Source organism: Candidatus Woesebacteria bacterium (genome assembly GCA_016700095.1).
GTDB lineage: Bacteria > Patescibacteriota > Microgenomatia > UBA8517 > UBA8517.
The window spans coordinates 844,240-859,329 of the sequence record CP065002.1; the positions used below are offsets into that span (position 1 = coordinate 844,240).

The following is a 15,090-nucleotide window of genomic DNA, read 5'->3' on the forward strand; positions in this document are numbered from 1 at the left end:
ATTAGAAGTTACTTAAGTCAATACCGGCGACCGGTTCTTTGTCTAAAATGTAAACAGTTTTCTCAGGTTTATTAAATCCCAAGCTTTTTGAATTGCCTTCAATTGCCGTTAGAGAAGTTTTTCTGACAAGGTCACTTGAGAGTTTTTGATTTTCATTCAGTAAGGCAATTTTTTGTTTCTCCAACTCCGCAAGTTTTGCACCCGACGTCGAGACCTGAATCGTAAAATAAACTGTACCAATTATTGCCATACCAACAAAAATCCACATTAAGTACAATTTGCTTGATTTTTTATAAGTTGTTTTATATGAAATATTTTTATTCATTAGTTTTAATAACATATCTTAATTTTGCACTTCTAGCTTTATTATTTTGCCTAACTTCCTCGGTCGACGGTAATATAGGCTTTTTATTTCCACTTGCTTTGTTTGCCTTTTTCAGATCAAAAAAGAATTTTTTAACAACCGCATCTTCCCCGGAATGAAAACTTATAACTATTAATGTTCCACCTATGTTAAGAACGTCAAATGCCGCCTCCAATGCCTGAATCAAATTCTCGATCTCGCTGTTCACCGCAATCCGTAATGCAAGAAATAATTTCGTAGCCGGATGAATCTGCGAATATGCTTTTGAGGGCACGAGTTCGAGTACATCACCAACGGTTTTAAAACTTTTTCTATTACGGAAAGTACATATTTTTGATGCAATTTTATTTGCTTCGCGAAATTCCATCGTCACCAGCAACATGTGCATGAGTTGATCTTTTCTCAATCCGTTAATCACATCCGCAGCTGTCACGTTTTGCCTGTCTCGATCAAAACGCATGTCAAGCAACGCATCACCGTTTCGAAAAGAAAACCCCCGTGATTCTGACATAAGCTGTAGTGTATTTATTCCTAAATCAAATAACACTGCATCAACTTTCTTAATTCCTATTTCGTCCAGCCGTTTTTTAAGATGTATGAAGTCGTCGTTAATTAACTTGAAGCACTCAGAAGTACTTTTCTGAGTAGGGCATGCTTTTTCAAGTTCCTTTTCGGCAACTTCAATAAATTCTTTGTCTTTGTCAAAACCGACAACAAATACGTTTCTTCTAACCAACTCTCTTGCGTGTCCCCCCAATCCCAAAGTTGCATCAACTAATATCGTTTTCGACTGGTTATTTAAAAGTGCATTTTCCTCCAAAATTTTAATTACTTCCCCAACCATTACCGGCTCATGAATTTTTTGCATTTCGGTTTGTGTTTTGTTCATGTGCATCCTTAACTCTTTCCTCGTCTACGCTTTGTAAAAACGCCATTGTTTCCTCTAATTTTTTTTTCATATGGCCTTTGGTGAATTTGATCATCGACACATCACCTCCTTAACAATTTGTTTATCTGCTATGTAAATTATCATCATGTGTTGTGATTGCTAATGATATTTCGTATAAACATACGTTAACTTCCTTTTGCAATTTTCTCTATTGCTTCCGCTGCTAACTTTTCAATCGATTCTTCCACTTCCATCCATTTTTCCAAAGCCCATATCTCAACCCTGTCACCCAATCCGACAAAAACTACATCCGATTTGATCAGTGCATACTGCAAAAGTATTTCTGGTACGATAAACCGTCCCTGGTTATCAAGCCTCACCTCGTACGCTGACCCCAGAATAAATCGATCAATACTTCTTACCGGCTGCGTTACTAAGTTAACGTGTCCAATTAAACGTGAGATAAGCGAGTTCCAGCCGTCTATCGACACCAATACCAAGCAAGTTTCATACCACCTCGCACATATTAAAATATCTCCCATTTCTTCCCTAAACTTCTTGGGTACGGATAATCTGTCTTTATCTGTTAATTTGCTACTAAACTGCCCTATAATCATAGATCTATTTGTAAGGCAGTAAGTGATGCTTTGATTGGTTATTCACCACTTTTCACCACTTTCATCCATTCTTATATATTTTCACACTGGTGTCAATATGGTTGCATCAACACACATAACACTATATATCGTAACGATAAGGAATTATTGTGCTTATAACACTAGTTTGAAGTTATGAAAATACCGGAGGTCGAAGTATCGCTTACCGTTTGCCAGGCATCATCAAACCACACCTGAACTGTCCCCGATAAATTTGTAGTCCCCGTAATCTCACCGGATGAAAATACACCGAAAGGACCCATAGAAACATTTCCCGAATATCCATCTGGTAAACCGAAGGTGTCCATAACCAGCGAATAGTCCTTTGAATCATCATCAGGTGAAAAAACAAAGGTGTTGTTTGCATTTGTGAGATCGCGAGTATCTGAATAAAAACGAAAATCTGTTGAGAATTTTGCGACTAGTTTACCCTTATCATTTCTAAATTTAAGACTAAATGTGCCGCTCTCCACACCCTCGTCATATCTAAATTTTCCTGACGATTCACTACCCAACAATAGCTCTCGCTCGATACTATCCTGGCCGTTTAGCTTGATGTTTCCCGGAACACCCTGGGTTATCCCTTCTCCTGTTTTATACAATAATTCATAATCCATACTTGCCGCATTAAATTTTCCTAGCTTGGAAATTTCCATGTCTAGCCAATGACCATCCGAACGCGGCATGAGTACGGCAACGGGTCTATCCTCGAGGGCAACCTCAATTAAAGCAGAAGTGTCTTCATCGTTTACGGTTTCAGTTTCGGCAGGTTTCCGAATTACCAGAAAATATATTGCTACGATAAACACCAATCCGACTAATAGGATAACAAACGGAATAAGCTTTTTCATTCCCTATCATATTGCAATATTCAAACACCTTATGTCAATGGTTCACCATTCATTGTCTTGACATAATGATTCCAGAAGGTACGCGAGGATTTCATGTCAACCGGTTTTAAATCCCATTCACGATTGTTGAGTGTTCTGCGAACCGGAGTTTTGGGCATACTTATCTCAACCATTAACCCTGTATGGTTTATCCCCAAATACCTTCCCAAGTCAGAAACTTTCGCTGCTTCTATTATTCTAATTGTGTCCACATATTGCTCTACTAATATATAATTGCCGGTTGTGCCACTATATATCCAACATTCCACATCTGGCGCACTTTCCGGTGTGTACATCTCACGAGGCGCATTCAAAACTATGTGAACATCAGCTAATTTTCGTCTTTCGGTCATTGTGTTGTTGTAAAATATCCACCTCTTCTTTGCGGCCCAACAAACTATCAGGTCCCATCTTTGTTTTAATATTCGTAATTCATGCTTAATCACGCGTAGTTACATGCATTAAACACACATTCCCTGATCCATGGTTAAAGTTAAACGAAAAGTAGTTAATGTCGGGTATATTTACGAATTCGCCGATCGCCAAGAAGTCTTTCCGTATCGAACAAGTGATGTTAACTTGCCAATTTATCGTGTAACCAGTCCGTTAACTTTTCTATCGAGATTCGCTCTTGTTTGGTCGTATCTCGGTCGCGAATAGTAACCGACGCGTCTTTAAGCGTATCAAAATCGACTGTTATGCACCAGGGTGTTCCGATTTCATCTTGAGATAAATACCTCTTTCCGATATTTCCTCTATCGTCCCAGGAGACATTAAAGCTCTTTCTTAAAGTATCATAAATTTCTCGAGCCTTTTTGACCAGTTCGGGTTTGTTGGCCAAAAGTGGAAAAATACTTGCTTTATATGGTGCAACTTTAGGATGAAGTTTAAGGACTACTCTCTTCTCTTCTTTCGTATAAGCATCATTTAGTAAAACAAGCATCAGGCGATTTAATCCAATTGAATATTCAACAACATGGGGAATAAATTTCTCTTTCGTCTCCTCATCGTAATATGTAAAATCACTGCCGGAATATTTACCGTGGCGCATTAGATCCCAATCAGAACGATAGTGAATACCCTGAAATTCTTTCCATTCACCACCGGTCGCACTTTTATCTTCATTAGAAAGTTTAAAACGGTATTCCACATCTGTTGCGACTTTATTGTAATGCGCGCGCTCCTTGAATTCCTGATCACGAAGCCTTAAGTCATCTTTTTTCAAACCAATACTTGTAAGGAAATCAAGGCTCCATTTCTTGAAATCTTCAAAAACTGCTGTAGCGTCTTTGGGATTAACGTACATTTCCAATTCCATTTGTTCAAACTCTCTTGTTCTAAAAAAGTAAGGACCAACTTTAATCTCGTTCCGAAAAGCTTTGCCGATTTGCGCAATAGCAAAAGGTAACTTTAGGCGCATAGCATCCTTAACCAGAGCGTAATTATAAAATATCGGCTGACAAGTCTCACCTCGCAAGTATGCTTTCGTCTTGGTGTTTTGTGTCGTTCCAATTTCTACCTCAACCAATTGATTGAAATATTTCGGCTCTGACAGAGGATTACCATCAGGACTTTTTATGTCGTATTTTTTGATTATTTCTGCAACTTCTTCAGGTTTCATTCCGTCTTCGACTTTGTCCGATAAATGATCTGCACGATATCGTTTGTGTGTTTTGATATCCTCTACCATAACATCGGAAAAGCTCTCAACGTGACCGCTTGCCTCCCATACTCGCGGATGAGAAATGATTGCACCATCCAGTCCGACCACATTATCTTTGCGTTGCACAAATTCTTCCCACCACAGGTTTCTTAAATTCCTAAGCATTTCCGCTCCCAGCGGACCAAAATCATAGGAAGCCTCCCAACCCCCATATATTTCCGATGATTGAAACACAAATCCCCTTCTTTTGCACAAGGATGCAATTTCTTGCATGATATTTTCTTCTTTATCGTTTTTCATATTTTGATAATTATTCTTACTTCCCGATATTTCTTTTTTCTAAACTAAATATTTAAATCGTAACGAAAAATGGTTTTTTTAGTTGGTAAAACAAAAAAACTCGTCTTATCTAACAATAATATTACACTATCGTTAGGGACGAGTCAGCTAAAAATGCTAAACCGCGGTTCCACCCTATTTTCGTTAAAATTTATTTTAACGACACTTATGTAAAATATTTCCGAAAGATATTTTACGTAAATTCAAGTTGTACAAAAAACACAGCCGGCATGCCCTTGCCTAGTTAGTATTATAAATTAACTAATAATTATGTCAACAATTTTCTGCCAACACGTGACGTTGTCATTTCACGCTCAGTGATTTCTTCCAAAATTGTATCGTAATTATTAAGCGTTTTAGACCTTGGCCAATATCCAAAGGAAATAATAATTTCTCTGATAAAAGCGTGACGGAGTTTTTTTAAACTGGTTGAAATTTTTAGCTTGTTTAAATAATATCTGGTGATTTTATAAGCATCTTTGTGTGCTTCTTCATCCTTGGTCAATTTGTGAATCGTTTCGACAATAAAATATGCTACCGTTACACGCCGTATGTCAATTCGCACTTTTTTCAGGTCGTCAACAATGACAGCTTCGGTCATAATGTGCCAGTTTTTTCCTCTTACGGCTGAGAATTTAACGATTCCAAACACCTCCAACGATCCTCTTTTTCTGCTTTTTGGACGCCTGACACCTTTTGCAATTAACGTAATCTTTCCATAGTCTTTGGTAAAAAGAGTAATAATACGATCAGCTTCACCGTAATTTTTACGCGATAACACAATTGCTTCAGACGAAAAATTTCTCGGTAACATAGTGGTATTCTATCAAAAAAACCACGGTATAAAAGCTATGGTTATGCGACTTATTTGATAACTACTCCCAATACACCATTGATACACAGTTGGCGCAAAAATTGAACGATACATCACATACTATGGTCCGTAGTAATTTTTTTACGCCTTTGGCGGTAACAACAAATCTGCATGTATGCGATAAATCGCGCGGAATTACCGAAAGGAGAAAATAGGCGTGGAGAATAAAGCAGTTTAAATGCCGTTAAGTTCTTTTACCCGCGATTTTAAATAAGCAAGAAAGTCATCACGTAAGTCGTCGCGGATTAACGCCATTTCAACCGTAGCTTTTAGATAATTCAAAGGATCACCCATGGTAAGCCACTTCCCTGAAGTGACACTCACTCTCACATCACCATTATCTTTAAGAATTCCCTCAACACCTTTTTGGAACAAAAACTCTCCGGTTCTTTGATCAACCGAAGGATCAAGATAATCAAATATTTTCGAAGTTAATAAGTAAGGTGCCACGGACAACAAGTCACTGGTTACCTCTTCGAGAGGAGGTTTCTCAATGATTTCTTCGACAACATCACTCGTACCTTCTTTGATCCTAACTTCTGCACCCACTCTGGATATTTCTTCCTTGGTTGTTCTCAAACAATTTAAAATCACGTCACAAGGTTTATTATTGTATGAGTTAACCAACTCTTCAACACCTGCTCCTTCGCCGATCGTGATATCATCCCCCCACGAAAACACAAAGGGCTCGTCTTTTATTAAATTTTTGACCGAGTACAAAGGCGCCGCGTTGCCATAAGGTAGATCGGCTTTTTGTCTCATAAAAATAAAGTTCGCCGACTTGTATACGGATTTTATTTCCTCTTCCAATTTTGTCTTGCCTTTTTTGTTAAGGTAATTTTCCAAAGTCGGTTCGCTGTCGAAATAGTCTTCGACGGCGTGATTGCCAAATCTCGTCACGATTATTATATCTTCTATACCTGCGGCCACACATTGATCAACTATGTAAGCGATCGTTGGTTTATTTATTATCGGCAGTAATTCTTTGGGGACATTTTTTGTTGCCGGCAAAAAGCGGGTTCCGTAACCCGCTGCCGTTATCACTGCTTTTGTAACCTTTCTTTTCATACCTAATTAAAAATTATAAACCCTAAAGTCAATTTATAAATACCTATAATCCAACATCAAAGCTCTAATGCAAGCTCTTTGTCAGTTTTTAGATAAAATTCTTCAATGTTATTGTTTATGGTAATTGAATAAAGTGGACTATTGGTCCCCGGTTGCTTTTGTATCAAAAATGGATATTTTTCTCCATCCGCCTTGAAAGGTAAAGTGTAAGTAACAACCACTTTAGCCACACCTTCCGGTCTTAAACTAAACAAGCCGGAAACAACCGTTTTATCAAACTCTTCATACGGGTCTTGTTGATCGTCCAAACCCGATACGTCAACCACCGTGCTTCCCTTGGGAACATAAATTCTAACCCAGTTTGGCAATACCGAATTTAACCATCCGTCATGTTTTTCCGGATTTGCATATGTTATTGTTACCGTTTTTGTTACAGTTTTGTCTCTGGCAATTTCGATATCTTGCTCAACATGCTGTGTTACATATAAATTTGATTTTCTACCACCCAAATTAGCATCGTTAATATGAAGATAGTCACCCTGGAAATCACGATCTATCGTACCCGCAATCCCAAATGCATCGACTGCACGTTGCTCATTTTCATCAAGCATATAAAACAAAACATGTTTTTCTAAAAGAGAATCGAAACCTGCTTCAAAAAGGGAAGGAATTTTCTCTTTTGATTGTCCCAGGGAATTCGAAAGTACCGAGTTCATAAGCGGACCGATAATTTTCTTTCTGTTTTCATAGTTGGGGGGAGCAAATATTATTTTGGTCGGGTCATTTTGATCCCATACAATCGCACCTTCTACGTCTGCAAAACTCTCCAACTCGTAAACTACGTTCGGACAATTACACCTTTCGTCGATTTCGGAACTAAAATTACCAAAACCGGGAACACCGATTAACCCGATAACGTTTAAGATTTTAACTAAAACTTCGGTATCGACTGCAATTACACCGTCAATATCCTCAATTCCTGCTTTTTTGGCTTCGTTCACAAAAAGTTCCATACTTTCCTGAAAATCGGGAGACCAATTAATGTCCCTTATGCGAAAGTTCGAAGAAAGTATGTATGGACCCTTGAGATATTTCCTAATCGGATCAGGTGCCGGAACGCTTGGTTTGTAATTAGAATCTAAATTATAAATATCACTTGACGAGACCGGTTTGAATTTGCCGTTTTCGACTGTCGCAATCGAATATGCGGTTAGAAATCCTCCCGTCGGTCTTAGCTCTTTGTCATTTTGGAATAATACCAAGTAAGTTCGAGGTTCATTGGTACCAAGCATCGCTGGAGCAACCTCAAGTAATGGTTTTCCGCTTGTAATCACTTTTTCACCGAGGCTAACTAATTCCTTACCCTTTTTAATATTAGCTCTGACAACTATTCCCCTGAACTCCTCCGGATAGCGATTTGGGTCGATATATGACAGTTCGTTTTGAATAATTTCCATCTTAGCCGACAATTCACTTGCTCGCGGCACAACATCCGGTATTGTATTTACCACAAAATCAAGCCTGTCTTGGGCGCTTTCTTCAGCGTTTAGTGCGTCAGTTGACCCTTTGGTTAAACCGATAATGTCCGCATACGGCTTGACTGTTTCGATCACAATTTGCGCGGCATTTAAGCCTTCACCTGCTGCGTTTAAACCGTGCAGTCCGTCGTTGACGTAATTGCCGGCATAAGGAAGTGCTCCCATCCACGTAATCGCACCATATGAGGTCTTTAATTTTTCGACTTGTGTTTTAGTATTGGCTAATTCGCTTTCAATTACATTAATATCCTGCGAAGACAAAGTTGAAACGAGTTTTTCAACTTGCACCTTTGTCTCAAGACCGCTTTGATAAACACGGTAAATCATTAAACCCGCGACAGCCGAAAATATAACACTAATCACAAAAATAATAACCGTAATCAACATGACAATTTTCAGCCACTTGGGGACTTTGCGAGTAGAAACTTTTTTAGCTACTGCATTTTCCGGTTCTTGAAAATTTACGTTTTTCTCCCCGCCCAACTTTGGGATCAAAACAGAATCCGAAACTGTTTCAGTGTCAGAAGTGGTGTTTTCTCCCTTTCCAAAAAATTTATTTTTTATTTTAATCATACCGTTTAATCCTAAAGTATATTTATCAATTGATCAACATTGCAATTTGGAAAATGATATTAGTAGATTTGACTCACTATTTGAGTAACCAATCAATTTAGAAAAATCTAAACTGCGCCTTTCCCGGAAATCATTGCCCATGGGGTCTTTAATAGAATTAAAATATCGAGTATTAAAGATTTTTTACGTGCATAGTAAGCATCCATTTCAATTCTTTTATCAAACGCAACATCACTTCTTCCGGATACCTGCCAGAATCCCGTTATCCCGGGTTTCACCGATAACATTTCCTTAACCAGATTTTTGGTCATCGGAAATTTTTTCTGTTGAATTTTAAGTTCTTCGGGATAATAGGGTCTTGGTCCAACTATACTCATGTCGCCCTTTATTACATTAAAAAACTGAGGTACTTCATCGATAGAGTATTTTCGTATAAACCTACCGATATTTGTAATTCTGGGGTCATTTTCTATTTTATAATTACCTTTTTTTTGCTGCTCTTCGAACGCTTTTTTGAATCTGGGATCAGTTCTCAACAATTGATGGGCATTCGGAATCATCGATCTGAATTTAAAAAACTTGAATAACTTACCATTCATACCCACACGATCGGGAACATCTGCAAGAATCGGACCTTCTGAAGTAAATTTAATTAAAAGTGCAGTTATTATAATTACGGGTGAAAATAATATTATCAGAAAGACTGATCCCGCAATATCGATTAAGCGTTTACCGTTTTCGTAGTTCATGTTTTTTTCTGGGAATTATTCATATAAGTTAAATTCCCGAGAATTTTTTAAGCTATTTTATAGCAAATCATTCCGTTTCATTTCTTTCAAGCGATTGACGATTTTTTTTACATTCTGTGCCTTACTTTTTGAACAAATAAGTAAGGCGTCTTTGGTGTCAATAATCACAAGATTATCAACATCGATTACTGCAATTAACCTACCATTCTTATGAATAAGCGCGTCTGACGTATCCATATTAATTATTTCTCCACCAGGCTCGTCGCCATCTATTATTACATTGCCTTGATAATCTTTTCCCAGATTCTTCCATACTTCATTCCAATCTCCAATATCCGTCCACTGATAATCCGACATTAACATTAAAAAGTTGTCTGCCTTTTCACACACAGAATATTCAACTGAAATCTTTGGCATTTTGGGAAATTCACTTTCAATTATTTTATGTTCGTTTGTCGTACCAATATGATGTGAGATAATTTCAAGGTGCGTCCATATCTCAGGTGCATGCTTCTTTACGGCATTCAAAAAGGAATCCGCCCTCCACACAAATTGGTTTGCATTCCAGAAGTAATCACCAGACGTAGTATACTTTTTCGCCATTTCCAGTGGAGGTTTTTCCACGAATCTTTTCAGTTTATATACCGATCTGCTATTTACTTTTTTTACAAAATCCCCTTTTTGTAAATGCCCCATTCCCGTATGGGGATAAGTGGGCTTAACACCCACAGCCACTAAATAGTCTCCTTGATATGCAGTAGCGGCTGCAGCTAACATAACACGTTTATAGCTACTTGTCGGACGAACTAAATGATCTGAAGCTGCGTTTATTATAACGGCATCTGGATCCCTTTTGTAAATCACCATTGTACTCAACGCGTGTGCGGGCCCACTATCTCTTCGTATTGGTTCAACAACGATATTTTTAGAATCAAGTTTGGGGAGTAGTTTCTTTATTTCTTTTGCATAATCATCGCTTGACGTAGATACTATTATCCTCTCCCAAGGTAAAAACCTTACCAAGCGTTCCGCGGTAATCTCCAATAAACTTGTATTTCCGAAAAGTTTTAAGAATTGTTTGGGACATCGCTCTAAAGACATTGGCCACAGTCGCGTTCCGCCGCCGCCTGCCATGATTAAAGCATATAAATGTTCTTTATAATTAGTTTTCATTAATAGTTTTTAGTAATTTTTGTTGAAACACTCTAAAGCTAAACCTTTTTGTATTTTTTATTATAGCTTCCCGGTCAAATAATTGTTGATTAAATCGTAAAATGGCTTCAGACAAACCTGCTTTCGTCTGATCGTTAAATATTATTCCAGTTTCTTTGTTAACGGTATCCAGTGCACCACCTTTTGCATAAGCAATAACTGGTGTTCCATAGCTTTGGGCCTCAATTGACACTAATCCAAAGTCTTCCAACTGCGGCATAACTAATGCTCTCGCGCCATAATAATAATTGGCCAACTTTCTGTCTGTCAAATTTTTCAAAAAATATACATTACTACCTGCTATACTTTTTAGATACTTTTCTTCTTTGCCTTTTCCAATTACAACAAGGGGATAATTTAATTGATTAAACACCCTAATTGCAATATCTACTTTCTTGTACTTAACCAATCTCGATACCACAAGAAAGTAATTTTTGTATTTTACGCCATTTAATTTTGTTGTAAATCTAGTGATATTATACCTATCTATAAACAGTGGTGGGTATATCACTTTAGAATCGATACCGTAATACCGCTTCACCCTTTTTTGTACCTCCTTGGAAATTGAAATAACCATATCCGGCCGCTTTGATGCAATCATATCCCAGTATCTAAGATAATTGATAAGGGGTTTTGTTAATGCCCGAAACAACGAATTGCTAAAATATTCATCATATCCAGACCATAAATATCGCGTTGGTGTTAATAAATAACATACATGCTTTGTTTTTGGCGTGGTAATAATTCCCTTCGCAAATTCACTTGTCACAGATATAACAAGGTCATAATCCGAAAAATCGAATGTTTCAAAAGCAATCGGCATCAGAAAAGGAATTAATTCGTGTCTACTTTTGGCACCTGGCAGTTTTTGTATAAAACTTGTGTAAATATTGGGGAATGCCCTTGCCCAAGACGCATTTACGGGATTGTAAACCGACGTATAAAGAGGCGCATCGGGAAATATGTTATGCAAAGCCACAAGAACTCTTTCTGCTCCTCCCCATTTATTTACACGATCGTAGACGATAGCTGTTCTCATTGTTTATTTATTCGGACATCGATTTAACATAGCAAACTGGAGATTAGTTTATATTGTGATAAATTTCCAATGTTTCACTTGCCATATTTTTCCAGCTGTAGTTTTGCGCATGTCTTTTTGCATTCCTTGTCAAAAGCTGTCTTTTTTCTTTATCTAATTTAATTATGTAATTCATTGCATCAGACAAAGACGCCAAATCTTTGGGTCGAAAGTAAATAGCATTTTCACCATATATTTCTTTGAAAACAGGAATATTTGAACAAAGCAAAGGAGTACCAAGCGACATCGCTTCTAAACCGGGCAAACCAAATCCTTCAGATAACGAGGGAAACACAAATGCTATCGCGTGATGCAAAATTGCCGCATACTCACCATCTGACACAAAACCTAGAATTACCACTTCATTATCAATGTGATTATTTATAACGTATTGTTTTAATTTCTGTGAGAACTTTCCTTTGGGAGATATGATGACCAATTTTATTTTTTCTTTTCGCTTGGTATTTATCACTCGAAGTGCATTAATTGCGCTTTCGATATTTTTGTGTGGGTAGGCATTACCGGCATATACAAAATATTTCGAAAGTATATTGTTTTTGTGCAATAAACTGGTGATATTTGTATCTGCATAGAAGTTTCTATCCACTCCTTCGTAGGTGGTATATATTTTATTTGGAGAAATATTTTTTAATATCAACGCATCTTTAACGAAATTGCTCGGAGTTATTAGTGCATCAGCTCGTTTAACTTTGGAAAATACGATTTTTAACGCTAGATGTTTTATTATATAAAGCGGCATGGGAAGAGTCGTTGCTTTATTGTCAAAGCTTAGTTGTGTCATATCGTGAACGGTTACAACATATTTCCCTTTGTACAACACCGGAACATTGATATGCGGGAAATGCACCAAAGTCGGTTTAATCTGTTTAATTATTTTTGGAAGCATCACTTGCTCCTTTAGTGAATAGTGGTTTATATTCGTTTCTATCTTTTTCCAATTGTTGGGTAAATTTAGTTCATTGAAGTATCTAGTTTTGAGTAGTATGTAATAAGTATTTTTATTATCTAGTGTTTTAATATTATTAACCAAATTAATTACATACCTCCCAATACCGGTATTCTCTAATCCATACATTCTTCCGTCAATTAATATTTTCATTTAAGTTTTAGTTTAATAAGTCGGAGTATTTTTACCAACCTTATCCCAAGTATTACCAGGTAATTTAGCTGTACCGGATATTTTTCCCATAGATGCTTTCTGTAAAATATTTCCATCGCGTTAACTCCGGCAGTTGTAAATATTTTTTTATTTTCGGCGTTGGGTTTTTTCTTTGATGCTTTCTTTACATGTGTGATGGAAACCTTGGGATAATACATAATTTTCCACCCTTGTGCTTTTATTCTCCAGCAAATATCGATATCCTCACCGTCTAAAAAATAGTCCTCATCAAACCATCCGATTTTGTCAAAAATACTTTTTCTGGTCAAGTGAAAAGCACCCTGTATGACATCTACTTCATGAGGTTGATTATCGGGTATAAATCCATACCAGTATTTTGCAAAGAGTTTTGATTTTGGAAATAACTTATCAATCGGTATTGCTATATGCGTCAACGCTACCCATGGAGTAGGAAACGACCGTCTGGTATCTTTGTCAAAATCCCCATTTGGCAAAACGACACGACATGAAACTGACCCTACATCTTTATTCTGATCCATAAAGTTAATCGTAGATAAAAGAGTATTTTTGTGCACCAAAGTATCTGAGTTAAGAAACAAAACATACTCGCCTTTTACCAAATCGCGGACAGCATTATTTCCCCGTGCAAATCCAAGATTCTTATTATTCTCTATGACATTGACCCAATCAAATTGTTTTTTTACCATCTCAACGCTTTTATCGATTGAACCGTTATCTGAAACAAATACCTCAAAGTTAACCTCATTCTTAACTTCTTCAAGAGACAGTAGACAATCTCTCAATATATCTTTGGTATTATAACTAACAATCACAATTGACAGTTTTTTTCTAGAGGTTTTTTTTACCATATGCTTTTTTATAAATCTTTTCATGTAATTTAACAATCGCCTCCCAATCATAATAATTTTTCACAAATTTTCTACCTTGTTCGCCTATCTTTTTGGATAAAACGGGATCTTTCAACAATTCAACCGATGCATGCGCCAGATCACTAATATCATCTCGGACAACAGCATGAATACCATCGACTAAGTTCAGACCGGCTACTCCAACAGAAGTAGAAACCACGGGAAGTCCTGCCGCCATAGCTTCCAGTATTTTTAGTCTCGTTCCACCGGATCCCTTTATGGGCGTTACCATTACAGCGGCTTGCGAATATGCGTCTCTTGCATCCGGAATACTTTCTGTTGTCTCAAAATATTTATCAACGTTTGCTCTTTTAATCAATGAATCGGGAATTTTTCTTCCAGCTACCCAAAGATGTGCGTTTGGAATTTCTTTTCTCACCTCAGGTAAAACTTTATCAAGAAGAATCTCAACTGCTTCAACATTCTGCAGCCACTCAAAGTTTGTTACACCGTAAAAAAGTCTCGGTGGGACTTTACGTCTAATTTTTCTTTTAGCATAATGTTTGGCATCTACGCCATTGGGGATAATATCAACCTCCACCCCCGGAATTAGTCGTTGCATAACTTTCTTATCTTCAGATGACACGGCAACAAGTTGATCGGCTTTCTTCCAAAAATGTTTTTCCCAATATTTTAGTTTCAATACATCAAGCATCATCAAAGGACGTATGTATAAAGGTGCATCATTAATGACATAGTGCATATATACCTGATATTCAATTGTTTGTTCAACGAGTATCGAGGGAACATTTGTTGTTGGTACATGCGGCATAACATAGAACGTTTCTGCATGAATTAAATCATAATCTCCGCTTTTCAATTCCTCCTCAATTGCTTTCTTTTCAGCTTGAGAATAATTTCTTATAACCAAAAGCGGATACCAAGTAAATGCAGTAAGTAACATATTTCTGAAAGTCCAGGGTGATTTGGGACGCCTAAACACCCGCACCTTTTTGCAATATTTCTCTAATTCGGGAATAAATTCCTTTTCCTTCTCGTCTTTAATTAGCGAAAAGAGAGTAATATCATGAATTTGCGATAAGTATTTAATGATGTTATACCAGCGAGTTTGACCACCAGACGTCTGAATATTGGGAAGAAAAGGTACAAGCATGAGTATTTTCATA

General features: G+C 37.2%; 15 protein-coding genes. All 15 read right to left on the bottom strand.

Going from position 1 to position 15,090, the window contains the following annotated elements; genetic code table 11:
* Nucleotide 1: 1 nt before the first annotated feature.
* The gene (locus IPM62_04290) at nucleotides 2-325 is read right to left on the bottom strand and encodes a hypothetical protein (protein QQS38573.1); all 324 of its coding nucleotides are present in this window, start codon (nucleotides 323-325) and stop codon (nucleotides 2-4) included.
* Nucleotides 318-1,253 carry a 16S rRNA (cytosine(1402)-N(4))-methyltransferase RsmH gene (gene rsmH, locus IPM62_04295; GenBank protein QQS38574.1) on the bottom strand — a complete coding sequence of 312 codons (936 nt, stop codon included), beginning with the start codon at nucleotides 1,251-1,253 and terminating at the stop codon, nucleotides 318-320. Before rsmH ends, IPM62_04290 begins: the two co-directional genes overlap by 8 nt.
* A 185-nt stretch (nucleotides 1,254-1,438) precedes the next feature.
* Nucleotides 1,439-1,870, bottom strand: coding sequence for a division/cell wall cluster transcriptional repressor MraZ (locus IPM62_04300; protein ID QQS38575.1), 432 nt, complete (start codon nucleotides 1,868-1,870; stop codon nucleotides 1,439-1,441).
* Nucleotides 1,871-2,031: 161 nt separating this feature from the next.
* On the bottom strand, nucleotides 2,032-2,760 hold the full coding sequence (locus IPM62_04305) for a hypothetical protein (GenBank protein ID QQS38576.1): 729 nt from the start codon (nucleotides 2,758-2,760) through the stop codon (nucleotides 2,032-2,034).
* Nucleotides 2,761-2,789: 29 nt separating this feature from the next.
* Nucleotides 2,790-3,152, bottom strand: coding sequence for a hypothetical protein (locus tag IPM62_04310; protein ID QQS38577.1), 363 nt, complete (start codon nucleotides 3,150-3,152; stop codon nucleotides 2,790-2,792).
* 221 nt (nucleotides 3,153-3,373) lie between these two features.
* Nucleotides 3,374-4,735 (bottom strand): glycine--tRNA ligase, encoded by a 1,362-nt coding sequence (locus IPM62_04315; protein QQS39587.1) that lies wholly within the window; start codon nucleotides 4,733-4,735, stop codon nucleotides 3,374-3,376.
* Between the two features lie 334 nt (nucleotides 4,736-5,069).
* Nucleotides 5,070-5,615 carry a DNA repair protein RecO gene (recO, locus tag IPM62_04320; protein ID QQS38578.1) on the bottom strand — a complete coding sequence of 182 codons (546 nt, stop codon included), beginning with the start codon at nucleotides 5,613-5,615 and terminating at the stop codon, nucleotides 5,070-5,072.
* A 234-nt stretch (nucleotides 5,616-5,849) separates the two neighbouring features.
* Complete coding sequence (locus IPM62_04325) at nucleotides 5,850-6,743, bottom strand: NTP transferase domain-containing protein (GenBank protein ID QQS38579.1); 894 nt, start codon at nucleotides 6,741-6,743, stop codon at nucleotides 5,850-5,852.
* A 56-nt stretch (nucleotides 6,744-6,799) separates the two neighbouring features.
* Nucleotides 6,800-8,854 (bottom strand): DUF4012 domain-containing protein, encoded by a 2,055-nt coding sequence (locus IPM62_04330; protein ID QQS38580.1) that lies wholly within the window; start codon nucleotides 8,852-8,854, stop codon nucleotides 6,800-6,802.
* 107 nt (nucleotides 8,855-8,961) lie between these two features.
* Entirely contained in the window at nucleotides 8,962-9,603 is a 642-nt protein-coding gene (locus IPM62_04335) for a sugar transferase (GenBank protein QQS38581.1), read from the bottom strand.
* Between the two features lie 57 nt (nucleotides 9,604-9,660).
* Nucleotides 9,661-10,776, bottom strand: a complete 1,116-nt coding sequence (locus IPM62_04340; GenBank protein ID QQS38582.1) for a mannose-1-phosphate guanylyltransferase — start codon at nucleotides 10,774-10,776, stop codon at nucleotides 9,661-9,663.
* Nucleotides 10,766-11,854, bottom strand: coding sequence for a glycosyltransferase (locus tag IPM62_04345; protein ID QQS38583.1), 1,089 nt, complete (start codon nucleotides 11,852-11,854; stop codon nucleotides 10,766-10,768). The genes IPM62_04340 and IPM62_04345 overlap by 11 nt, the downstream gene beginning before the upstream one ends.
* 43 nt (nucleotides 11,855-11,897) lie before the next feature.
* Entirely contained in the window at nucleotides 11,898-13,013 is a 1,116-nt protein-coding gene (locus IPM62_04350; GenBank protein QQS38584.1) for a glycosyltransferase family 4 protein, read from the bottom strand.
* Nucleotides 13,010-13,903, bottom strand: coding sequence for a glycosyltransferase family 2 protein (locus tag IPM62_04355; protein QQS38585.1), 894 nt, complete (start codon nucleotides 13,901-13,903; stop codon nucleotides 13,010-13,012). The genes IPM62_04350 and IPM62_04355 overlap by 4 nt, the downstream gene beginning before the upstream one ends.
* Nucleotides 13,884-15,089 carry a glycosyltransferase gene (locus tag IPM62_04360; GenBank protein QQS38586.1) on the bottom strand — a complete coding sequence of 402 codons (1,206 nt, stop codon included), beginning with the start codon at nucleotides 15,087-15,089 and terminating at the stop codon, nucleotides 13,884-13,886. The genes IPM62_04355 and IPM62_04360 overlap by 20 nt, the downstream gene beginning before the upstream one ends.
* Nucleotide 15,090 lies beyond the last annotated feature (1 nt).